Annotated in this window: 10 protein-coding genes; 5 read left to right on the top strand and 5 right to left on the bottom strand. The window is 55.2% G+C overall.

What is annotated here, in order from left to right; genetic code table 11:
* The first annotated feature begins 164 nt into the window (after positions 1-164).
* The 4 genes from SH287x_RS08825 to SH287x_RS08810 all read left to right on the top strand — a co-directional run bounded on the left by SH287x_RS08825 (position 165) and on the right by SH287x_RS08810 (position 12,295).
* Positions 165-8,498 carry a serine-rich family protein gene (locus SH287x_RS08825; protein ID WP_479518333.1) on the top strand — a complete coding sequence of 2,778 codons (8,334 nt, stop codon included), beginning with the start codon at positions 165-167 and terminating at the stop codon, positions 8,496-8,498.
* 394 nt (positions 8,499-8,892) lie between these two features.
* Positions 8,893-9,456, top strand: coding sequence for an RNA 2'-phosphotransferase (locus SH287x_RS08820; RefSeq protein ID WP_479518332.1), 564 nt, complete (start codon positions 8,893-8,895; stop codon positions 9,454-9,456).
* A 239-nt stretch (positions 9,457-9,695) separates the two neighbouring features.
* Entirely contained in the window at positions 9,696-10,619 is a 924-nt protein-coding gene (locus SH287x_RS08815; protein WP_479518331.1) for a homing endonuclease associated repeat-containing protein, read from the top strand.
* Positions 10,620-10,867: 248 nt separating this feature from the next.
* Positions 10,868-12,295 carry an IS1380 family transposase gene (locus SH287x_RS08810; RefSeq protein ID WP_479515874.1) on the top strand — a complete coding sequence of 476 codons (1,428 nt, stop codon included), beginning with the start codon at positions 10,868-10,870 and terminating at the stop codon, positions 12,293-12,295.
* Between the two features lie 315 nt (positions 12,296-12,610).
* Here SH287x_RS08810 and drmC read toward each other — a convergent pair whose 3' ends face one another.
* Genes drmC through SH287x_RS08790 form a run of 4 tightly spaced genes read right to left on the bottom strand, consistent with a single transcriptional unit; the run spans position 12,611 to position 20,749 of the window.
* Positions 12,611-13,402, bottom strand: a complete 792-nt coding sequence (gene drmC, locus SH287x_RS08805) for a DISARM system phospholipase D-like protein DrmC (protein ID WP_479518330.1) — start codon at positions 13,400-13,402, stop codon at positions 12,611-12,613.
* Positions 13,399-15,234, bottom strand: a complete 1,836-nt coding sequence (gene drmB, locus SH287x_RS08800) for a DrmB family protein (protein WP_479518329.1) — start codon at positions 15,232-15,234, stop codon at positions 13,399-13,401. Before drmB ends, drmC begins: the two co-directional genes overlap by 4 nt.
* Positions 15,231-18,623: a DISARM system helicase DrmA gene (gene drmA / locus SH287x_RS08795; protein WP_479518327.1), complete on the bottom strand. Its 3,393-nt coding sequence runs from the start codon at positions 18,621-18,623 to the stop codon at positions 15,231-15,233. Before drmA ends, drmB begins: the two co-directional genes overlap by 4 nt.
* Positions 18,620-20,749 (bottom strand): hypothetical protein, encoded by a 2,130-nt coding sequence (locus tag SH287x_RS08790; protein WP_479518326.1) that lies wholly within the window; start codon positions 20,747-20,749, stop codon positions 18,620-18,622. Before SH287x_RS08790 ends, drmA begins: the two co-directional genes overlap by 4 nt.
* Before the next feature lie 73 nt (positions 20,750-20,822).
* On the opposite strand from SH287x_RS08790, the gene SH287x_RS08785 reads away from it, so the two are divergent.
* Positions 20,823-22,250 carry an IS1380 family transposase gene (locus SH287x_RS08785; protein WP_479515874.1) on the top strand — a complete coding sequence of 476 codons (1,428 nt, stop codon included), beginning with the start codon at positions 20,823-20,825 and terminating at the stop codon, positions 22,248-22,250.
* Between the two features lie 147 nt (positions 22,251-22,397).
* Here the strand turns inward: SH287x_RS08785 and SH287x_RS08780 are convergent, their stop codons facing one another.
* On the bottom strand, positions 22,398-24,437 hold the full coding sequence (locus tag SH287x_RS08780; protein ID WP_479518325.1) for a hypothetical protein: 2,040 nt from the start codon (positions 24,435-24,437) through the stop codon (positions 22,398-22,400).
* Between the last annotated feature and the right edge of the window lie 188 nt (positions 24,438-24,625).

Genomic DNA, 24,625 nt, shown 5'->3' with positions numbered 1-24,625 from the left:
GCAAGGACTGGTAGAAGATAATGAACAATTCCTCCTAAGAAAAACCTTGCAAAGTCAGGCGGGAGGATTAACCTGTCGCAATCTCACTTGGGGAATGCGTGTTCACGAGTTTTTAATCATTCCCTGTTCTGGCGACCGCACTTCACCGTTCGAAAGAGTCGACGATGACACTCGGGGACTGGCTTCAGAATTTGCGTCTGGGGAAAATGCAGGTCAAATTGCGGCAGCGCGCCCAAGAGCGATCCACTTCCGTGGCGGATGTGTTGGAGCCGCGGCGACTGCTCAGTGCCGATCCTCTGACAATTGAATCCGCCAGCTATGAGGTGATCGAAGAAGACCCGGGAAATGGGTTCGTCGCGGGATTTGTGGATGTCTCGGTAACAGACATGACGCCTTCCTCCAACTATCAGTTGGAGATTGACTATACCGGTGATGGTGTGGCCGATACGTCGCAGAGCATTGAATTCGAGAGTCCTACCGGAGAGTTTGACTTCGGCTTGGCGGTCACAGTGCCGAGTTCGGCTTCAGGAATTTCTGTACGTGTTGTGGAATTCAGTGGAGATATTTCGGAGTGGTACTCGCTGGGGGAAGAAGGTTCTGGGAGTGGCTCGGGGTCAGGAAGTGGAAGTGGTTCGGGGAGTGAGAGTGGTTCGGGAAGCGGGGCCGCCGGCCTTTCTATCGTCCTTGGGAACTATGAACTCCAGTTCAATGATGACGGGTATCAATACGGAGATCTGACTGTTCGGATTGAAGATCTCAACTCTGGGCAGCATTACCGTCTTGACATTGATACTGACTTTGACGCAATCGCGGATTTTTATGAGGACTATTACTCCGACGCTGCAACGTTGCATGATATTTTCACCTACCTCTCTCTTCCCTCCAGTCAAAACGAGATCCGCGTCCGGGTCTATGACTATTCTGAAACAAACAGTCCCAGCGATTGGATGACGATTTCGCTTTCTTCGTCGGGAAGTGGTGAGTCGTCTGGATCGGGGAGCGAAAGTGGTTCAGAGTCTGGTAGCGGTTCAAGTTCGGGCAGTGGGGAAGGTTCGGGTAGCGGTTCTGGTTCAGGGAGTGAGAGTGGAAGCAGTTCCGCCGGTTTGGCCGTATTGGATGGCTCATTCTCTGCGGACTACAGCGATTCCTACTACCAGGAAGGGTATCTGCATACGAATATCTCCGACCCGGACGCGGGGATGTATTACCAGGTGGAAGTCGATACGGACTTCGATTCAGTGGGGGATTTCTATCAAGATTATGTAACGGACTTTTCCACCAGCCACGAACTGTTAACCTATATTGTTATCCCCACCAGCCAGACTCAGGTGCAGGTTCGGGTTTTTGAATATACAGGTGAAGGTGTTTACAGCGACTGGCAGACCATTTCCCTTTCCTCGTCAGGAAGTGGCGAATCGTCTGGATCGGGCAGTGAGAGTGGCAGTGGGGAAGGTTCGGGCAGTGGCTCTGGGTCGAGTAGTGAGAGTGGTTCGGGGTCGGGTAGCGGTTCGGGATCTAGCGGTGAGAGTGGATCGGGGGAAGATCCCCCACCTGAACCCGAACCTGAGGGAAGTGGATCGGGGTCTGGGAACGCCACCGGTTCGGGAAGTGAGAGTGGTTCAGGATCTGGCGGTGGCTCTGGTTCGGGGTCGCTGGACTTTAGTGGGCCGATCACCTGGGGATTGACTTCCGGAAGTGCTTCAGGTTCAGGATATCCTGAGTATCCCGAATACCCGGGATCTGGCAGTTCAGGGGTGGTGATCGACTTTTTGAAAGATCGCGTGACCCCGGAATTGAATATTCCGTTACTGGGGGAATTGCCTGATACGCCGCTGGAAAGTGACTGGCTGGATCAGTTTGTCTGGGATTATTCCGTCAATCCTTACGACGGAGGGGTGATTAACGATCCCGTCAATACGACCCGAACCTGGAGTGATGAGGACGGAACTTATACGGAAACCGTCTCCAACACTTACACACGGACACGAACGGGTGATCCATTTTACTTCAATGATGGAGAGAACTCGGTCTGGTTGATTACAGATGTGCTGGTTTCGACCTGGTCGGTGGTGACGACGTTTGACGATGGCGCGGGGGAGACCTGGACGCTGGAGCAAACGGGAACCCGTGACACGACTTTTTACGGCCGGGTGGATTGGGCTCAGACCGATGTGTCGATCGGCTGGCAAATGACTGATGTGACCTCGGATGTCTATGAGTTCACCCGCGTGGTGGACACGTTGACGACCGATCCGGTCAGTGGCGATGTCACGACCGTCAGCATTATTGACACTCGGAACGGGCAGCAATCCTGGTCGCTGAGCGCGGGGATGCAACGGACAATCGCCTATGCCACGGGAGAGATCACCAGCCTGACCTCCGATGCCACGCATGGCAGCATGCTGAATGAGACGTATTCGCTTGCAGCGACGCGAAATGTGGTTTCTCCTTCGGGATCCTCGGTGGCTCACACCGTCAGTTCCGCCTCGGGGAGCAATTACTGGCTGCTGGAATTGCACCGCGAAGATGACACTCCGGGAGCTGGCGGAGAGGTTGTCACCTTCGAGTATGATGCCAGTTCTACTGATTTTTCACGCGTTAGTGAAAACATCACCTGGGATGAAACGGTGGTCTCGTCGGTCACGCTGGGTGGGGGGAGTGGAAGTTCTGAGTGGCCGGAAGGGAGCGGGTCTGGTGAAGGGGAAGGTTCGGGGACTGCCAGTGGGGGAATTGCGGCCAGTGTCTCGACCCGGACGGTTCGTAACCGCGTGATGTTCAGTGAGTCACAGGATGCCTCAGTCTTCCATTATGAAGGGGTATACGAAAACAACAGTGTGGGGACAGGCTCAGTTAATGCGGCTTATCTGGCTTCGGGGTCGGGGTACGAAACGTATTCCGATCAGGACAATGCCCGGGTGATTACGACCACTGCGACCGCGACCAGCACGACGGGTGTCAGCTCCCATCGGATTGTCAATGAGACGTCGGATTCTACGAGTTCCATGAATGCTTCTCTGGGGATGGGGAGTGAGCCGGGAGGTTATCACACGCTGGCTTCGGGGAGTGCGACGTCGGATGTCTGGAGTTCGGTGACGGTGGGTTCGGTCGATGTCTCGACGCCGGGGGTTGAACGTCGGATTGACTCAAACGAAACGGTCGACCAGTACCGCACGGAAACCTGGCTGGAAGGAACCAGCGATGGTGAGACGCTGGTGAATGGCGAGCGCAGCGGCAGCACGTTGTCGTGGTCGAGCGGCAGTGGTTCGGAAGCGGTGACTTCATCGAGAAGCTCCAGCACGCGAACAACAGATCAGTCAGCCGCCGATCGGGTAACGACGTCGATCCTGTCGAATTCGCTTGACCAGACGACCACCACGGATTGGGTGACGTCTTCCCAGGATGAGGGGAGTTACACGGCTCCTTATCATCACACCTCAGGAGCGGCCCCGCGAACATCGCAGACGGTCAGCACTTATCAGGATGACCGCAATGGGACGGTCTCGGCCAGTTCCGAGTCGGTCAACCGCTTCTCGATTGTGCCGGTCAGCGGCGGCAGTGGAGAGGGGAGTGGCAGCGGTGGGGAGAGTGGCAGTGAAAGTGGTTCGGGATCCGGCAGCGGGACGCCGTCGGTGCTGGAGATCCAGCAGGTCGATACGCAGGGCGAGGGGAGGGTTTACGCGTGGACGTCGACTGCCAGCGGCACCTCTACGATCACCAGCGCCGAATCGCTGTTCGATGTGAACGGTAACGGGACGATTGAAGCGGGCGAGGCCAAATATGTTTCGGGCTATTCCAGCGAGGATCACGAAACTTACTCTGTGGCCATTGGCACCAATTCGTGGTTCAGCGAAAGCTCGGGCAGTCAGCAGCTCAGTTCCTCCTCTTCCGGGGGGGCTTCGATGGAGACGTCTTCAAGCCATTTCTCCCGCGAAGATGGGAATGGAAGCTGGACGGAAGCCCGGGGACGCGATGAGTCTTACAGTTCGGCGGATGTGAGCACGACCCGTAACGACTGGAAGAATTCGGTGGATGTGGCCGCCGAAGGAACTTCTTCCAGCTCGGGGCACAGTTGGGCGATCACCAACGCATCGGGGGTCGGGACTTATGGCGGGTTCTCGGAATCGACGACGACCACGTTGAATCTGCCCGCTTCGGGAGCCGCCACACGGACGATTTCTCATTCCCGCGAGGATCAGACCGAAGGGACGCTGACCTACACCGACAACATGGAGAGACATGTCCACGAATACGCTGACGGGACTTCACTGGTGACGGAAAGCGCCTCGAACAGCACGACCCGCAGCCATGAAGTGGCGTCGCTGGAGGAGTCGCTGTTCGACCTGGTGGACAACACGCGGCTGGGTCTGGAGATGGAAAGTCGCAGCCGGTCGGTGACAACGCGGACGGGGTCGCGGACGACGACGGCCAGTGAAGATCGGCAGCTCAGTATTGCCGGGACGCCGCTGGATCAACTACCGGCCAGCAGTGGTGGCGAGGGAGAGGGCGAAGGCGAAGAATATTATTACTATGGTGACGGCTATGGCTACTCGGGAGGTGGTGGAGGCCCGACTTCGGGAATTGTGGTGGCAGATGGGGTGCAGTATCTGACCACGGGGACGGTCAGCTCATCGTTCGAGGACGAAGAGACAAGCACGTTCACCACGGATCAAGCGGCCTGGACGATCTCCTCCCATTATCCGTCGCTGACGGCGTGGCAGGGCGAAGCACCGCCTACCACAAGTTTTGTGGGGGGATTTCAACCCGCGTGGCTGGCGGAATATCCGGATTGGACGCCGCCGACGTATCCCGGTGAAGGAGATTCCCCGGTTCCCGAGTTCAATGGGGAAGGTTCTGGATCCGGCAGCGGCAGTGGTTCGGAATCTGGTGGAGAGAGTGGTTCGGGAGAAGGGTCGGGGAGTGGGGGCGAAGGATCGTCTCCGCCCGGGTGGACATCAGGGAGTTTTTCCGGCACCAACCAGAGCATTTCGGTCTTTCACGCCAGCGGCACCGAGACCCGGCGTGATGAAGCAAATCAGGATCTGACGTATTTTGCTTCAGGGCGGTTGGGGGCTTCGAGTGCTTCGGAACAGCGGGTGGAGTCGGCGTTTGAGACGACGCAACTGGTCTATACGACGGCGCGGAATTCTCATGAGACGGCGGCGGGGAGTTATGGGGGGATTCAGAATCAGCGGACGTTTGAAGCGGCCGCGAATCAGGCGCTGACGATCTCTCGCAGTGAAGCGCTGATCCGCGAAGATGGCAGCTTCCTTGACTCAACACTCTTCCACGACGAAGCCCACACCCAGACCACCGACGAAACCGAACTGTTCACCACTTCGGGAAGTGTCGACAATTCCCAGTCGTTCAAGTTCAACGGCTCGGGAACGGGGAGCTATGACAGTCTCCATCAGGAAACCGAGATCCGCGGATATCGCACGCCCATCGCCAGCGGCGAAGGAGGTGGCGATGGGAGCGGTTCGGGAAGTGGGGCGTCCAGTGCCCAGATGGTGGGGAGCTACGAATGGCTCCACGAGCGGGGAACCTACGACAGTTATCACGATGTGACGGATCAGACGTTGTCCCAGCGGGTCGTCATGGCCTCGGCGGGGGAAGGCTATAGCCAGATGCTGGAGATGAATTCCAGCGGCGTGACGGGATCCGATCACGACGGCTGGACGCGGGTCACGCAGCGGAATCCCGGCTCCTATTATGGCGGAACCTATGACCGGGATGATTACACCCGGGCCTATGATGAGAGCCTGATCAATACCGAAACCGTGATGACGTTCTTCATGGATCTGACCAATGGCGACACCACCGGCGGGGTGTTTCAGGAGACGACGCTGACTCAGGGTCAGGACCGCTGGAGCGATGTCGAACAATTCGACGGGATGGTGACGCAGCGGGATTATTTTGATTCGGAGTGGGATGATCTCACGACCTTCATGTCGCTGGATCTGGGAAGTTCGGGATTTGGCTTACATTACGAAACGACGCAGATTCAGGGGCAGAATCGTTCCAAGACAGGGACACTGGAAGGCGAGACCGTTAAGGGGAGCCGCGGTCGGTCGAATGCGACGCTGGAGCAATTGTGGGTCAATCAGCCGGGGTACGGGAACTGGACAAGCACGAACGCCACCAGTTCCAGCGATTCGTCGCTCTATGAGTTCACCCGCAAGATTTCCAATTCCTATTGGTATGGGCGGCAGAGTTATGATGTGGTGCCGGTATCTTATAGCCGGACTTCAACCTGGGGAACCACCAGCACTTCGGATCGCTATGGGCCGCAGGATCCTTATGGTAACGCGAGCACGGAGACGGCACTGTTTGATCTGGAAACGGGGTTGGTGGACTACACTTACTCTGCCACGGAAGGGAGTGGCAGCGGGTCTTATGAATCGTCGTATGCCGCTTCGTTCGAGTCGGGGACAGCGAACGATCTGGCGGAATGGGATGTGTCGGTTGCGAATCCGTTCAATCTGATCAATCAGGCGCTGCAGCCTTACAATTACTGGAACCTGCCGTTCCTCTCCGATGCGTACTATCAAGCGACGCGGCCCTATTATCCGTCGTATGAAGAGATGGAAAGCGGAACGTGGCATCTGGTGCATGAGGGGTGGTCGAGCGAGACGCGGTATTATCAATACCATGAGAATGACGAGACAGGTGATTGGTATGTCTATTACTACACCGGCGATCCTGACGAAGGCGGACAGTATGTTGACTTTAAGCAGGGCGGGCCTTATGACGATCTGATTGACAGCCGGGCGTATGAGACGCAGCAGGTGATTGCGGGAGGGATCACGTCGCCGCCTCTGGATTTAACGACGCCGGGGAAGAATGCGGAGCAGAAGTATCAGGAAGGAGCAACGGGTCACTATAACGAAGAAGGCTCGTATGTTTACCAGCCACCCGTGGCGCCGGGAGATCACACGCTCAAGATCGCCAATGAAATGCTGGATCGGTCGTTTCAGGAACTGGAAGAAAAGCAGTTCAACGACTCGCTGGATTATCAGATTTCACTGAACCAGCAGGCGCTGAACAATCTCCTTCCAGACGACTTGATACCTTCCGGCATGCCGACCTTTGAACTCCCGGAATTGAGTGAAGTCAAAGTTCCCACCAGCGTGGGTGAGCAGACCGCCAACGGTATTGACATCAACACGCTGCCCATGGAGTTGAGAAATGGATTGCGAGGGAATGCGAAGCAGTTCACGGTGGTGGAGAGTGGCGGGGGTGTGTATCAAATCCGGGACAAGGATGGCGAACACATAGCGACTTATGTCGACGGTGTGGGGTTATCGCGGACGGTGGAGGGAACCACCTACCGGATGAACGCAGGACGGTTGGGCCAGATTCTCGCAGAGCGGGGCAAGGCTCATCGTTTATTCTGGTCAACGCCTTACGACACGATCTTTAAGACCAACGGCGATAAACCACAGAATAATAACCCTAATCAACTGTTAAGTGCACTGGAGATCACGACAGCCTATATGGAAGGCTTTGTTCAAGGGTTCTGGAGTGATGGGGTGGCGGGGACAGTGTCGGGAGTGGTGGATGTCCTTCCTGATCTGGCCTATTACGCTGGGTTGAATCTTCTGGTTCCCGGCATGGGGGTCTACCAATATGGTGTTGACACGGCGGGGAGTGCGGTGGCGACCGTCCGACAGTTGGGCGGGTTGTACGCCGAATTTACCGCCTTGTCGCCAGAAATACAGAAAAAGCTGCTAACCGGCGATTACGAGGGGCTGGGTGAAACAGTCAGTCCGGAGTTGATGGATGTTGTCCGGGCATCACGAGAGACGGCGGGGTTCATTTTGCAAGGGGTGCAGCAGTATTATACGGATCCGGTGACCTATGCCCGGGTGAGCGGTAGAATACATGGGATTGTGCTGTTCACCGTGCTGACGGCGGGTGCTGGCGAAGTGGCAGCGGGTTTGGAAGCCGAAACGGTTTTGGCGAAGATCAAGGGCGTGATTCCGTCGAAGATCAACACCCAAACCGCCAAAGAGAAGCTCAACAGCCTGCTGGGCAAATTCGCCAATCGTAAACCAACCACAGGCCCCGTTACGCCAGATGATGTGCTGCCGCCGGCGAAGGGAGTGGCAACAAATGGCGCAACTGGCAATGTTTTGGAAGCTGGGAAGTATGCACAAACCAGCTACTCCAAAACATTCAGTTCCGAAGGCATACGAATTTACTCAAAACTTGCGGGGCGTCCTGTTAATACTATTGATGACTTGGCAGACGCAATTAGAGCGGGCCAAATTCACCCAAATCAGATCGAGATTAACTATATTGTTCGACCAGGCGGAAAAGCATTAATTTTGAACACCCGAACAGGACAGGCGCTTGAGCAAGCAGGAATTCCACGGTCGCAATGGAATGCTATCGACAGGACTGGCGACCCACTATATGAACGTTTGCTGTCGATGCAATTGAAACGTAATAATTTGACAAACAATGGTGTCGCTGATCCGGCACATAACGGAAGGTAGACAATGAAATTAGTAAATAAAATTATAGATTTGCCAATTTCAGACAGCGGATGCTTGTGGGCGACTTTCACTTATCGAAACGGTGACGTAACGGTTGAGTTCCGCTACATAGACAGTCAAGCGGGACTGCCTGCAATTGGATCACTTTTTTTTCCACACGTGATGACATTTCGTTTTTGGGATGAACCTCATACTCCTGTGGATTTCCCTTCTGATGCCTACGAGTCAGTTGCAGAAGTTATAGATTCTCAGTGGCTGCGAGAATTACAGAGGAGCGAGCCAGAATCTAGCTATAACAAATTGTGGTCTAGGCGACATTTTTGCGTATTTATTAACAGCACCGGGTTCCTTGAACTTATCGCGGATGATTGCACGTTTACGACAAGACATGTTAATGAATAAGAGCATCAGAGAAAATCAACGAAATTGGGATGGTTTGAGTCGTGCGTTGTCTCATGCTCTTCGTCATGAACCGTGGCTGTATGAACTCGAACTTGACGAAGATGGATGGACTTCGGTTGAGAGTGTATTAGCCGCACTTAGGAAAGAATGGGACGACTTGTTGGAAATCGATCTTGCTAATATGATTGAAGCATCAATTAAGCGCCGCCACGAAATAGAAAACGGGCGTATTCGTGCACTTTACGGACATTCTCTACCGAACAAATTCAAAAAGATGCCTACAACTCCCCCAGACGTACTTTATCACGGAACCGATCCTGACGTGATTTTGCTTATCAAGTCATCGGGATTGTTGCCAATGGGGCGGCAGTATGTCCATCTGTCTGGTGACGTCGCCACGGCCTTTGAGGTCGGACGGCGTAAAGCTAGTAAGCCGACGATCCTTCATATCTTGGCGGCGGATGCCTATGCCAACGGAATATGCTTTTACACGGGAAACGAGAGGGTCTGGTTAGCCGATCTTGTGCCACCAGAATTTATCGTGTTTGAAGAGTAACCCTTTGCTTGCGGAGTCGCCTCGCTGCTCTTTGGCAATTCACGTGAGTGGTTCATTGGCCCCGCTGCCGGAAATGGAAGTTTCTTCTGGTAGCGGGGTTTTGATTGTTTTTCTGGGTGCTACCAGGGTTTGTTGCGCGGGGGGATTTTTGGGGCGCAACATTTCCTGTTAAAGAGAGGGTGGTTGTTATGGACGTTGGTGTTCTTCTGGCTGCCCGAATTCTCTAAAACAGGGGGTGGATGGTGGAACATACGGCGGAAGAGATTCTTGATGCGTTGCGCAAAATGATCCGGGAGGCCAATGGTGCCGAAATTACGCTGCGGGACTTTCGCAAGCAGACGGGGATTTCTCCCTTCAAAGTCTACGACCGCTGGGGGTCATGGACGAAACTGCGGTTAGCAGCAGGGCTTTCCCGCAAGGCCCGCATGCCGGTGCTGTATACCGACGACGAACTGCTGGCCGAGTTTCACACGGTGGCGAACCGGTTGAACCAGTATCCGACGATCAGTGAATTTAGCCGGATTTCGGAACGGTCGTGGCAAACGCTGGAACACCGGTTTGGTCGCAAAGAGGCGGTGGTTGGCACCTATCAAGATTGGTTGCGCATCTACCACCCGCACAGCGTCCGCCACGGGCGGTCTGTGCCTGCGGCAGCCGGAGCGGGGTTGGAGTTGGTGATTGGTGGGGGAGAGAAGGTGGGGTGGGAGAGTCGGGAAGAAAAACCTCTTTCTATCACGCCGCCTGCTCCGGAAGAGAGGCGTTCTCCCCAGATGTCGGCGGCTGAGGAACAGCGGCAATTGCGGGAAGTTCTCGAAATGATGCCTCCCGAACAGTGGGGGCCACGAGGAACGGCTCAAACAGGAACCGAAGTGATGCGCTGGCTGGGGATCGGCTGCCTGATGTTCCTGTTGATGCTCTTTGGGAATGTTCCAGCCTTGGCGAGTGACGCGGTGTGGTTACAAGACGCCGGTTTCCATGCGTTCTATTCTATTGATAGATATATAACCCTCCCAAGCCGAGAATTGGTGCATTTCGCTGCGCTTCATGGCACCCTACGAGATGGCGATAGATATTCTCACGGAATTCTCATGAGACGGCGGCGGGGAGTTATGGGGGGATTCAGAATCAGCGGACGTTTGAAGCGGCCGCCAATCAGGCGCTGACGATCTCTCGCAGCGAAGCGCTGATCCGCGAAGATGGCAGCTTCCTTGACTCAACACTCTTTCACGACGAAGCCCACACCCAGACCACCGACGAAACCGAACTGTTCACCACTTCGGGAAGCGTCGACAATTCCCAGTCGTTCAAGTTTAACCCGGATTTCTCACAGCGCAGCATAAACGAGACGCCTGGATTTGCGTAAAGTGTTGTTACCACACAACTCACCACGCCAGCACAAGGACGTCTCGTCATGACAGAGTGTAACACGCAGCAGCTGCTCTTTCAGCACCACGATCGCCGGGAAGTGGTCGCTGATTTTGACGGCGGGAAGATCACTTCCGATGCCGGGGGGCTCTTACTCCGCGAAGTCGAAGAGCGGTTCGGCATCGTCCGCCAGTTGGCCGGGTGTTTCACCGATCATCGCGATGAAGAACTCATTGAATTCACCGTGGAAGAACTCCTGCTCCAGCGGGTGATGGGGCTGGCTTTGGGGTATGAAGACCTCAACGATCACGAACAACTTCGCCATGATCCTCTCCTGGCGCTGCTCTGTGGACGAAAGGATATCACTGGCCACAATCGCCTCCATCCACAAGATCACGGCAAGCCGCTGGCGGGCAAGAGCACGCTCAACCGGCTGGAACTCACACCGCCCGGAGCCAGTGCGAAAAGTCGCTACAAGAAGATTGTCGCCAGCATCGACCAGTTGCAGGAAACGCTGGTCGATATCTTCATTCGGATGAAGGCCAAACTGTGCGTACCGCCAGAACTGATTCTCGACTTCGACGCCACAGACAACCCCATTCACGGCGATCAGCTTGGCAAGTTCTTTCACGGGTACTACCAGAATTATTGCTACCTGCCGCTGTCCTGTTTTTGTGATGGCTGGCCGCTCCTGGCCTTACTCAAACCCTCGAATATCGACGCCTGTGCGGGCACCGTGGAGGTCTTGGCGAAGATCGTTCCCAAGCTGCGTGCTGCCTGGCCTCAGGTGCGGATCATTGTGCGTGGCGACAGCGGCTTCTGTCGCGAAGCGATCCTGCACTGGTGTGAACAAAACCGCGTGGATTATGTCTTCGGCCTGGCCAAGAACAAGAGATTGCTGAACATCATCGGGAAAGAATTGCACGAGGCGCAAGCTCTGTTCGAGCAGACTCAGGCCTCTTCCCGGGTGTTCAAAGACTTTGAGTATCGCACCCGGAAAAGCTGGTCGCAGGCCCGCCGGGTGGTGGGCAAGGCTGAGCACTTATCGAAAGGGAGCAACCCCCGGTTCGTGGTGACGAGTCTGCCGGAAAGACGCATGGCTGCCCGGCCGCTATACGAGGATCTGTATTGTGCTCGCGGCGAGATGGAGAACCGGATTAAAGAACAGCAGTTGTTCCTGTTCGCCGACCGCACGAGTACCCACGCCATGCGCAGTAATCAGTTGCGGGTGCTGTTCTCGACCATGGCGTATGTACTGCATAAAGCGCTCAAGGAGTTCGGCCTGAAAGGCACGTCGCTGGCGACAGCTCAAGTCAACACGATTCGGGCCAGGCTGCTCAAGATCGGTGGACGCATCAGCGTGAGTGTGCGACGGGTGGTGCTGTCGTTGTCGCAGGCGTATCCGTATCAGGCGCTGTTCCGAGAGATCCTTGGCAACCTCCGGCGTCAGGAACGGACACCTCTGCGAGTGTAACCAGCCTATGGCTCAGAAATCGGGAGTTTGCCAAGTCCTCTTCGGTCGAAGACCTGTTTCGACAGCGAAGAGCGGGGAGAAGTTCTGCGCTGAGCAGAGTAAAAAACCATGAACCCGCCGGAAATCCGTTGCAATTCCGCTCCGCGATCACGAAATCCCCAACGATCGGCCCCCACCAGCCCTCCAACCGATTACCAACCAGCAAAAAAACACCACCCCCACGCCCTGGTGAGATATCCGGGCTAGCCGGACAAGCATTCGCTGTGATTTCCTGCCATGCTCGATTCAGGATTGTATGAAGTTGATTGTGCATTATCAGATTGCTCGCCCCAGAAGGCCATGTTCAAGCAGGTGTCGGAAATGATCCGTAATTCCTCTTGCCAGCCATTCACTTTCAATTATCAACCCGACTTCTATGTTTCGTTCCTGAGCTGCCTCGGTGAAGTTGGCCGAAGACACGAACACCTGCGACGAGTCGACTACAATACATTTCGCGTGTAGGGATGAGCGAACGGCCTGTTCATTTGCGACAGATCGTGGATCGAAAAACACTTGGGGAAGTCGATACCCTCGGGGCCATTGCTTGTCTTTGAATCTCTGTTTGAATCGGGCGACGAGGATTTCGGAAGCCGTCGAATCACCGTCTGGTCTGGCGATGTTCAGAAAGAACTTTACGTCCAGATCGGGGAATGCTTCCATACGCTTCGCCAACGCCTCAAACACCTGCTGACCCTGATGGACAGCGTAGCCGACTACTAGAACCGACTTCTTCGCGTGGGCAAAAAGCTCGCGAACGACAACGGATGTGTCCCGGTTTGATACACCGGGAGCCTCCGGGCCAGATGTCACGAGGTCGATAGGCAACTCGGTAGTGCAACCACGCATTCGGTCAGCCTCAACGAGGGACAAGACTGTCGCGATCTGATCACCTGAAAATCCTGCTGCTTTGAGTTCCAGGAATGCTGTTCGCACAAAAGTGGATATCGCCGCTGGAACAACGCGAGCCACCTGCAACCCGGTGTATGGCGAGCTGAGCCGTCCTGATCGCAACGCCGCACTCAAAGCCTGCAAATCGGTGTTGCTGAGTTTGGTGAAGGCGTCGTTCATACGTCACTCAACTTGAAGAACTCGATTCCCAGGTGATCGACGGTCGGAACGACAAGCGCTCGGTCCAGAAACTCGTTGTGTTGTTCACAGGAAGTTTCGGAGATCAAAAGGCAGCCGTGGCAGGCAGCCCCATGCAGAAAGCGGCGCTCATGCTGGTTCGCCGGTTCATGCTGTGCACAAACTGGGTCGTTAGAGCACAATTCCCCCATTTCAAGAGCGTTACGAATGTGCTCGTGTATCCGGCGACCCACCTGGATCAGGCCTCCCAGCGTTCCCTCAGCGTCGGATGTCCCAGTGTAGAGTAAGACTCCATAGCCAACATCTGGAATTGTGTAGATTCGTTCCCGGATAGAACTGGCCGGATAGCCGCAATCCAGCGACACGGCAGTCAACACTAAATGTGAGAATGAATGGAACAGCACATACGGAAGCAGGCCGCCCGCTTCAACGAACTTCTTCTTCGCTCCGGAATGCTCTCTCTTCCAGGCATCATATCCCGCCAACAAACGCATCCCTCGATCGATGACGTCCTTGCGGGCAACCCACTCTTCCACGGCTTCTTTGCGGAACTGAATGAAGACACCTTCACCGCGATTCTCGATCGCCGGTAACCAGGTGATCTCTCGGGCCAGTGACGCTCGACGTACTCCGATCTCCAACTCACCGTCAATATCAAGGGAAACCGCCTCGAATCGAGTAAATCCGACTTGTGCCATCACTTCGCGCAGGCGATGAACAAGCACGATCCTTTCAACTCCACTCATCCACGGACGATCCCAGGCAGCGCGAGGGAGATTTCTGGCAAAGAAAGTTCCGTCCGGTTTGTCGTCGCCAAGTTCATCTTTGCTGGCGATCAAGGTCTCCATTTCCGCCTGTTTGATGGACTTTTGACTCTCGGCGGATTGCCCTCGACGAACTTTGATTTCGGCAAAGACTTCCTCGTCCCTGTAGCCGTCCAGAACCGCATGAACTTTCGCCTTCTTACGTTCGTACTTGAGCATCTCGACGTCTTCTACCTCGCCGATAAAGTCCCAAACGGTCTCCACGGCCTCACGCAGTGTTTCGTTTCGATCGGGTAGCGAGATCACACTCATCAGTTGGGGGAAATAGGCGTTGCTGGCCGTGCGAATTAGCAGCCGATTCGGTTCTCCGCATTTCTCAGCGGAGTATGGACCGAGCCAGGGGCGTTTCCCGTCACAGCGTCCCAGGCTCTGAGGCGACTCGGCGGCCTGTGCCATACTTCGCTCACCCTTGCCACACTCACACCGAACCCACACTTCCGCAAGGTCGCCGCTGGTGCCTCGTTCCTCGATCCATATTTGGCGACGGCAATCTGTTGCACCGCCATGCACGAACTCGTACCAGTCGAGATCCCCGATATGGCCGTTCCGACAGGCTCGCACGAAGCGCACCGGCACGACGGTTCGCTTCTTCTTGCTGTCGTCGATGAACTTCCCTTTCGTCAGCATCCGGCGATGGACAAGCATTCGGGCACGGACAGCTCCATGACCAAGATCACTGTCGACGTCTTGGGTAATAAACCAATCGGGGAACTGCCAAGCCGTGATTCCGGTCTGCGGAGCGGTCGGGTCATCATTGTCAGGCGGCGGATTGTAGAGTTTTAGAACCTGAAGAGGTGGATCGAACAGCTCTTTCAATTTGTCGACCAGACGAGGTTCGATGATCTCGTCGCCTCCCCTCGACCAGGAGTCCAATCCACTGATCAAAACAGAATGATTCGGCAGATCCATCATCGAACCTGGACCGAACGATGTGATCAACTGACTGCGACGGATCTGTCCGTGCGGACGCGAGCCTGGGCGGCGACTCATGCTTCTTCCTCCTCATTCTCGATCTCGACGCCGTCAATCGTCTTCAGCCACAGGTTGACACTCGGTTCGACATCTCGCATCGAACGATTGGCGCGGAACTTTCGATGCCTAACCGGGAGAGTCCTGAGTTCTGGGTTGAGAAACTCGTACAGCAACCGCTGAGCGCTACCCGCTTCCGTCTGGTATTGAAGCGCCCCCCCTGCGTCATGCAACTCCTTGGCGATTTTGCTCCATTCGTCCAAGAGATCGTTGCAGCGATCGCGTACTTTCAGACTCAACTGCTTCGCATCGGGTGATGATGTATCGTAATGAGTGTCGAAAGCCCGTTTCGACAGGAGGTCGACAGCGAAAGCCAACCGGGGCAACTCTTTGAGAATCTCGGTTGCTCCGCGTGGCGGAGTCATCGGCAGGTGCCCTTGACGAACCAGAGCGATGAGAGTGCCAGCCAGTCCCCGATCCAGTGCTCGCGGCGAGAACGGTGTCACGCTGGTCGCTTCGACGCTCCGATAGAACGAGTCGTGGAAAGCTGCAAACCGTTCGTAGTGCGACCGGTCTCGTGGTCGGTGAATGTTGAGGATTGTTACGACCAGGCCGGGGCGCAGGTCATCGCGTCCGACACGACTGGTGGCCTGGATGTACTCGGAGCTAGTTTTTGGCTGCCCAAAACAGACCATGAGTCCCAACCGCGAGATGTCAAGACCCACCGAGATCATGTTGGTGGCGATCGCCACATCAACGTGGTCTTTCTCTTTGAACGCCTGTTCGAGTCGCCGCTTCGCTTCGCTGACCTTGTCCGTCGTCACCCGGCTCGTCAGCTCGACAGGTTCGTAAGCAATGGTCCGATCCTTGAACAGGCCGGTTGCCTCGCCCACACGCTTGCGGCCCCCACGTCCGGTCAATTGGGTCCGTACTTCGTCTTCAATCAGGCGGCGTGCCCCGCCAAGCTCTCGCAGGCTGTTGAAGTAGCCGAGAAGTGTCATGTACGGATCGGCAGGATTGTTGTCGATCTTCGGACCGCCTGCCTCGTGATATGCCTTCTGAGCTGCGCCGAGCAGTGCCAGATAGAGACGTAGCATAATCACCTTGGGGCTACGTCCCTGAGCCGCGATGCCAACGTACTTTCTGGCGTTGCTTTCTTTCGTGGAGTGAGTGCGGGCAAAAAACGAGTCGCGTACATCAGGCCCTGGGGGCGGAAAGACATCGACGGTTCGTCGATTGAAGAGTGCCCGAATCTGACTTTCTGCACGCCGTACCGTCGCCGTGGAGGCGATGATCTTGGGGCGAATGCTTCGACCTTCGACTTCGACGGTGGAGAGTTCATCTAGCGCTGATTCGTACAGTCCAACCATCGTGCCGAGTGGCCCGGAGATGAGGTGCAATTCGTCCTGCACGATCAAGTCCGGTGGCGGCAACCGGTCCACGGGAAGCGGTCTGCCTGTCGTAGGATCACAGGGGCCGTAAAAGCCCTCGGCGTCGACACGATCGACTCGACCGAAAAAGCCACCAACCTCACCCGTCCACGGCATCGCAGCGAATTTGTCGACGGTCGCGATCAAAAAGCAGGGGAGCCGACGATAAATCGGCTCATCGACGGAGAGAATCGGAAGCGGATTGCCCCGCGAGAACTCGCAGCGACGATTTGCGCACATCACTCGAAGATCGGTTGGCTCATCCGCATTCGGCACCAGTTGAAACGAGGTCGACTTGAACTTCTCTCCGCACCAGGGACATTCTTCCAGCGGGATCGGCGATGGTTTGCGATCGTCATTCTTGAAAGCGATCGTCTTTCGCCGTGCGGAATGGGCGTCTGTGTCGCCCTTACGGCCCATTCGATTCGGCGTTGCCGCCATTCCGACCCACAGGCCGATTTCGAACGGCCATTCCCCGAGCTTCTCCACGTCCTTCTGGCGTTCCAATTCCAGCGCACAGATCAAAGCGGCGGCACGACCGAGTTGGTCGAGAGTCAGCAGGCGGAGGGTGTATCTCATCAGGACGCTCAATCCGGCGGACATCAGACCAGGATGACGCAACCGCCGCAACACGAGCGTGAATGCAGCCAGGCCGAGATAGGCTTCCGTTTTTCCACCGCCCGTGGGAAAGAACAGCAAATCCACCGTCTCGCGGTCATCGCTGTCGGCAACCGCAATCCCTTTCAGGTTCATCAGGATGAAGGCCAACTGGAATGGCCGCCATGCCGGAACAATCTCCTCGGGCGGCTTCTTGAGCTGCAAGGCGAGTCGGCGTCGTCCCTGCATGGCCATTGCTTTGTTCGCGAACCGAAATGCTTCAAGACAATTCTGATCAGCGAGCAAATCAATTCCCGATTGAATGCGATCGGCCGCCAGATTGGCCCGATGCAGCAGTTCTGCCGCCGTCTCCTTTCGATGTTCAGACAAACTTGCCAGGAATCCGTTCTGCTTCTTGATCCACTCCTTGTAAGAGACCACCATTCCACCGAGATGCTTTTGCGCGTCAGCCCCGTCCTTGAGCAACGCCAGTTCTTCCATCCCCAAGGTCACGCCGGGAATCTTGGACGGAGCGACCTTTTCAACCTCGGCTGTCGGCAACCAGCAAGTCCTGATTGTCCGACACTGCCCGCCCTCAACCACAGACTCGGTCGCCACACTGTGCCCAACGGAGAACTCGAAGCACTGGCGGTATTGCAGGTCAGCCACTCGCTCGTCCCAGTCATCGCTCTCCAAACTGCGCAGGTTCGGGCGGGCAATGAAGGACGTATCGCTCTGAACTTCCAGCTCGACCTGAAAGATAAAGCCTTCATCACGCACTTCATCAGGTGACGCCTTACGACGATTGACAATAAATAGCGACAGGCAACGGATCCCCTTTGGTAGCCCGCCATCAAGGTCACCATCCGGCACCGCTCGAACCAACCAGACCAGTTCCACGCCTCGACTATTCGGAACTGGTACGATCCCTTGACCGATTAATTCTTTTCCTATCGCAACCGAAACGATTTCTTCCCGAGGTATCCGCTTCCAGTGCTGAGGGCCTGAAGCTCCCTCGGCCGGTTCGACTCGCAGGTACTCGCCGTAACGCACAACAGCCTGAACGTCGTTGAGGGCTGCAGGCACCAAAACACTGACTCCCATGCTGCTGGGAAGATATGAGCGCCTCGCCGCAGGCTTCTCGGGCGAGTCATCATCGTCAATGCCAGCGGGTTCTGCGGCCTGATCGAGTTCGTCGTTACTGGTAGGATCGCAACGCTGCCCCTCATCCGCATCGGTCGGGACAAGAAAACCCGTCAAATACCACCGTGAAGGGCTTTGGGGCAAGATCTCAGCATGATCTCCAAGCGCGGCGATTGGACCGATCAGGTCAATTTGAAGTGCTTCAATCAAGCTTGACCGAACGTCTAAGGCGCGCATCATTGCACATCTCCAAATGGAATCTCCACCTTCTCCGCTGCATGTCGTATTTCCACTATAGAGTCAGATGGCCATGAGACTGTGAGATCCCATTCCTCACACCGAAACTCAGAATTTACGTCATCGGCAATATCGACGTCGTGACTCACGACGCGTTTGTCAGACAACAGGATTCGAGCACTCATGCCGTCATCTTCCGAAGTCAAGTTTATCCAGTTCTTCGCATGAAAGAATCGCCACGATATCGATCCGACTCGGCCTTCCTCGCTGCCGGGTTGCAGCGAGTCGTGGCTGCCTTTCCTCACATCCGACTGCTGACCAAGTTGCAGATTCGCGACTTCCGTCTCTTCGATGTCGATTACTGGAAATGCGTCCGCCAGCTCGCGATCTTCCCAGTTGTTCCTGGCCGCCGTCCTTTCCGCCTCGCGACGATGTTCATTTGCCTTACTCTTTAGTCCTTGCTGCTCTTCCCGATTCGCCTGCCTTAGCTTGCAAATCACCCACCGACGTTCTGCGTAAGCCTTCTCGGACTTTGAATGCGTGGCGTTCATCCACTTCTCATAAAACTCCAGTGCATCGATGTCCTTACCCGCCCGCTCTATCGCTGCTCCCGCAACCCGCCGAGGCAGCTCCCGCCACCAGGACGCTATTGACTCGCGACGCACGAAAAGCGTTGCCAGGAATTCCGAAACCTCGTTCTTCATTCTGACATCAGCGGTTGACAATTTATCAGACACTGCTAATCGTGGAACAACGTAACGAAGTACCACACTATCAGATTGAATTCTCGCCAGCACGTTCGCCGAAGCAGCCTTGCTCCAGTCTCCACTTCTGCCGGCCCGAGGAGATCCGTGTGTTAGCAGCGGAATCAATAACGACCATTGCCCTTCGTCGATAAGAACCTGAATCGTGTCTTGGATCAACATGCCGCTCTCTTGGGAGTTGCCGTCACTAACAATTATTCGAACGCAATCCAAAAGGCGTTCAGTATCACCGCTTTGCCGGTAATATCCAGCCGCTTTCGCGAACTCCTTCAAATGCAGGTAGTGATCCGCAACGTACTTCGCCTCATGCGGCTGAATAGATCCCTGCGAGCTGGCATGACGATTTATCAACGAGTGCGCACGAGAGTGGCGATACAACTCACTTCCATCGTCGTTTTTCAGGACACCTAATACCTCGTCGTATCGACTTCCCAGGAAAAGCACCTTGGCAAGCAAAGCCGGCGAAATTGACACGCCAACAGACCGTAACTGAATGACCTTGTCAGCCAAGGTACTGGCATCATCGCTCTTGACACCTTTTGTATTCTCGGCGGTCTTTTCCAATGTCTGCTTGATTGCTGCTTCCCAAAACGAGTCTTTCAGCTCTCGCCGAAGTTCCTCGTTGACTCCTGCATTTGTAAGCAGGCTATCGCAAATCGTGACGCACCCACGAATCGCATGGTCCTTGCCAGAAAGAAATGTTGAAATCCGTGTATACGGATGCTTTGCGATCTCCACACAACGGACCGCAAAGCTGGCAATGTCAGCGTGGAGCTGTCCTCTCCAGAGGGCAGCCAGTGATTCCTCGACAAGCCCCGCCAATTCGAATTCCTTTGCTGCATCGGAATAGTTGTTCTCCAGAAGGTCAGCTCTAGCGCGACATTCGTTCTTCTTGGCGACGTCGCCGATGTTGCCGTAAAGGTGGCCGGCATTCCTGAGAAGATAACTGTCTTCTTTCGACAGCCCCTCGCGTTCAAATCGTTGAGCAAGTTCCTTAGTATCGTCCCGGTCGGCACTGAAGTTCTCTGGAACTCCGCGCACGAGATACCCCACGTGCTCACCCCACGAATCCTTACTGGGAAGTCTCTCAATCACTTTTTTGAGATGCGACTCATCAGTTGCGAACCACCACAACCCGTTTAGAGATTCGGAGTCATCGACGATGAACAGTCGTCGTCGAGCTCGGCTGGCTGCAACGTATAGATTATTTAGAAAGTAGCCCAGAGCCAGCCTCTCGTCGACCGAAAGTTCTCGCCCACCGGAGGACTGCACAAGAGACGACAGCAGAGACGCCTCACTTCGCTTGGACCAGCCATAAAGGGCAACTCGTAGGAACTCTAGCCCGGATTTCTCACAGCGCAGCATAAACGAGACGCCTGGATTTGCGTAAAGTGTTGTTACCACACAACTCACCACGCCAGCACAAGGACGTCTCGTCATGACAGAGTGTAACACGCAGCAGCTGCTCTTTCAGCACCACGATCGCCGGGAAGTGGTCGCTGATTTTGACGGCGGGAAGATCACTTCCGATGCCGGGGGGCTCTTACTCCGCGAAGTCGAAGAGCGGTTCGGCATCGTCCGCCAGTTGGCCGGGTGTTTCACCGATCATCGCGATGAAGAACTCATTGAATTCACCGTGGAAGAACTCCTGCTCCAGCGGGTGATGGGGCTGGCTTTGGGGTATGAAGACCTCAACGATCACGAACAACTTCGCCATGATCCTCTCCTGGCGCTGCTCTGTGGACGAAAGGATATCACTGGCCACAATCGCCTCCATCCACAAGATCACGGCAAGCCGCTGGCGGGCAAGAGCACGCTCAACCGGCTGGAACTCACACCGCCCGGAGCCAGTGCGAAAAGTCGCTACAAGAAGATTGTCGCCAGCATCGACCAGTTGCAGGAAACGCTGGTCGATATCTTCATTCGGATGAAGGCCAAACTGTGCGTACCGCCAGAACTGATTCTCGACTTCGACGCCACAGACAACCCCATTCACGGCGATCAGCTTGGCAAGTTCTTTCACGGGTACTACCAGAATTATTGCTACCTGCCGCTGTCCTGTTTTTGTGATGGCTGGCCGCTCCTGGCCTTACTCAAACCCTCGAATATCGACGCCTGTGCGGGCACCGTGGAGGTCTTGGCGAAGATCGTTCCCAAGCTGCGTGCTGCCTGGCCTCAGGTGCGGATCATTGTGCGTGGCGACAGCGGCTTCTGTCGCGAAGCGATCCTGCACTGGTGTGAACAAAACCGCGTGGATTATGTCTTCGGCCTGGCCAAGAACAAGAGATTGCTGAACATCATCGGGAAAGAATTGCACGAGGCGCAAGCTCTGTTCGAGCAGACTCAGGCCTCTTCCCGGGTGTTCAAAGACTTTGAGTATCGCACCCGGAAAAGCTGGTCGCAGGCCCGCCGGGTGGTGGGCAAGGCTGAGCACTTATCGAAAGGGAGCAACCCCCGGTTCGTGGTGACGAGTCTGCCGGAAAGACGCATGGCTGCCCGGCCGCTATACGAGGATCTGTATTGTGCTCGCGGCGAGATGGAGAACCGGATTAAAGAACAGCAGTTGTTCCTGTTCGCCGACCGCACGAGTACCCACGCCATGCGCAGTAATCAGTTGCGGGTGCTGTTCTCGACCATGGCGTATGTGCTGCATAAAGCGCTCAAGGAGTTCGGCCTGAAAGGCACGTCGCTGGCGACAGCTCAGGTCAACACGATTCGGGCCAGGCTGCTCAAGATCGGTGGACGAATCAGTGTGAGTGTGCGACGGGTGGTGCTGTCGTTGTCGCAGGCGTATCCGTATCAGGCGCTGTTCCGAGAGATCCTTGGCAACCTCCGGCGTCAGGAACGGACACCTCTGCGAGTGTAACCAGCCTATGGCTTAGAAATCAGGAGTTTGCCAAGGCCTCTTCGGTCGAAGACCTGTTTCGACAGCGAAGAGCGGGGAGAAGTTCTGCGCTGAGCAGAGTAAAAAACCATGAACCCGCCGGAAATCCGTTGCAATTCCGCTCCGCGATCACGAAATCCCCAACGATCGGCCCCCACCAGCCCTCCAACCGATTACCAACCAGCAAAAAAACACCACCCCCACGCCCTGGTGAGATATCCGGGCTAGCCCTTTCGACCGTGCAGCACTCAACACATTTCGCGGGGTACCGGCTTCGTCTAATTGCACAAACCTCCGGAGGTATTCGTCCTTTTCGACGAACTCAATCTCTTCGCCTTCCTCACAGGGAACTATCAGCACCAAGTCGGACTGATCTCGAAGCGCCTGCTCCAGCTGTGGATCACCCTTCTCAAAGAATGCGGGAGGACTGGAGTCCTGACCGAGTTGCCACGTGCTTTGTGGCCTTAGTGATCTATGATCAAACAGACTCGCGCGAGTAGCTTGTATGGAGTTGCAGAAGTACACCAATTGCAGAGATGAACGGTAGTTAAATGTAAGTTCCCGATAGCTCAGCTGAGGCACTTCGTCTCGCGAGTTGAATCTGTAGAGTGACCGGAGAATTCTTTCTGTAAAGGCGGCTCTAACTGTCTCCCAGCGAAAACCGGTCGGATTGAGAGTCTGAAACGGGTCGCCGGCAAACACGAAGGGAACCCGCCGCACGCTTTGGTAATCAATCTGGCGATTTGAGAACAAAGAACATCGATAAATCGACTCTAACTCCAGTCGAGTGAAATCCTGTGCCTCGTCGCAGAATACTGAACAGCGTGTCGGACGCAAACAATCATTGTCCAGCAATAGTCTAACTAGGTCCTGACTGTCCCAGCACTCACCGCTCCGACATAACGGCTCGTACCACGCGGTCCACACACGGTCATAGACCATGTTATAGACATCCTTTGATACCGTACGTTCGTCCGCAGGAAGGTCGTCAAAGTCTTCCTTCAACAGAACATCATCAACGCTCAACCCCTTGATCAGGCCGCGAATAATGTGCCATGAAATCTGTGGCCCGTATTTCTGTACCGCTACGCGGTCTTGTCCAAACTTTTCCATCCACATACGGCGAAAACGCGAGTAAGAGACGTGTTTCGCCCAATCGAACCGCGATTGATGCACCTCTGGAAGTTGTCTATGCATGTAGCGTAGAAACTCCTGGAAGCATCCCTGAAGAGATTCAAGAAAAGTTTCGTCATTGTTGCTGGGTGACAGAAGACGCTGATGATGAGCGTTCAAGATGCTGCCGACAACGTCGCAAGCTACCGCCAATAACTCGCCACTGCTTGCGAAATAGATAGGGCGTGCATCTTCTGCGGCGCCGTCGATGAATGATCGCCCCCATCGGATAAATGACTGCGAGAAAAGATATTGAAGGAGAGTCGACTTGCCACTTCCGGCACGGCCATTGATGAACAAGGGCAATGCAGGTTCGAGTGAAACCTTGGCTGTAGTCAATTGCAAAATCTCCGCTTCCTCGGGTGACAATGCAAGATTCGCCTGGGGATCTTTCTGAATCTCCAGCCAGATGTTTTCATCACAGCACACCCAGGGATAGCTTCTTCGGCTATGGCGGAGTACAGCCTCACTTTCAGCGTTCACAAGCTTTGACTGCCACTTGCGTGCGGATGCAATCAGTTCGCTTTCTGATGCGCCGTAATCCGCGCGTATTAGCAAACATTGGTTGGTGCGTGTATACCAGATCGCCTGAATAGAAAGACGATCATCTTTCGACGACCGTATTGTTTTCACGAAATCTTCGGGGCCATCAATCGCCGTCAGTATCATCTCGGGGATGAGAACTCTTCGATCTTGCACACGAGGTTCTTTCGTGCTTTCCTCCCATTCGTGTGATTCACAGACCATGACATCGTCACCGACATCCTCGTAGGCGGTGGACCACAGGAAGGTTTGCTCAGTTTCCGACAGGAACGGGGCGGCAGGGGGAGGAGACTTCTCCGTTCTCTCAGATACCCACTTCTGCAACCTGTCATCGTGGAATTCGTCATCAAAGAATTTGGCAGCCCATACAGGTGGGTTACGATTGAAGGCTGCGTAGTCGTTTCCGCCACGAATCAATAGGCGAAGTGGAATGACGACGACATGTCCTCCCACCAGCTTTTCGACTGCGACAACACGATTGTTATAGGCTCCCCACTTCTTTTTTGTGAGGCAGGGCGGTGGGAAGTGATCAAAACCCGCTAGTGATTGCCGCTTTTCGACGTCATCAACCAATGACTGAATCTTGTCACTGGGAATTCCATGACTTGTTGCGTCTTTACGGAACTGGTCGCTGATGTAGC

The organism is Planctopirus sp. SH287 (assembly GCF_056500625.1).
Note: the sequence above shows the minus strand (reverse complement) of the source record. Positions and strands in the feature narration are given on the sequence as shown.

What these genes read in the sequence shown, in the direction of transcription:
- SH287x_RS08825 (WP_479518333.1), top strand. Translation starts at nt 165, where the DNA reads ATGACACTCGGGGACTGGCTTCAGAATTTGCGTCTGGGGAAAATGCAG.
- SH287x_RS08820 (WP_479518332.1), top strand. Translation starts at nt 8,893, where the DNA reads ATGAATAAGAGCATCAGAGAAAATCAACGAAATTGGGATGGTTTGAGT.
- SH287x_RS08815 (WP_479518331.1), top strand. Translation starts at nt 9,696, where the DNA reads ATGGTGGAACATACGGCGGAAGAGATTCTTGATGCGTTGCGCAAAATG.
- SH287x_RS08810 (WP_479515874.1), top strand. Translation starts at nt 10,868, where the DNA reads ATGACAGAGTGTAACACGCAGCAGCTGCTCTTTCAGCACCACGATCGC.
- drmC (WP_479518330.1), bottom strand. Translation starts at nt 13,402, where the DNA reads ATGAACGACGCCTTCACCAAACTCAGCAACACCGATTTGCAGGCTTTG.
- drmB (WP_479518329.1), bottom strand. Translation starts at nt 15,234, where the DNA reads ATGAGTCGCCGCCCAGGCTCGCGTCCGCACGGACAGATCCGTCGCAGT.
- drmA (WP_479518327.1), bottom strand. Translation starts at nt 18,623, where the DNA reads ATGATGCGCGCCTTAGACGTTCGGTCAAGCTTGATTGAAGCACTTCAA.
- SH287x_RS08790 (WP_479518326.1), bottom strand. Translation starts at nt 20,749, where the DNA reads ATGCTGCGCTGTGAGAAATCCGGGCTAGAGTTCCTACGAGTTGCCCTT.
- SH287x_RS08785 (WP_479515874.1), top strand. Translation starts at nt 20,823, where the DNA reads ATGACAGAGTGTAACACGCAGCAGCTGCTCTTTCAGCACCACGATCGC.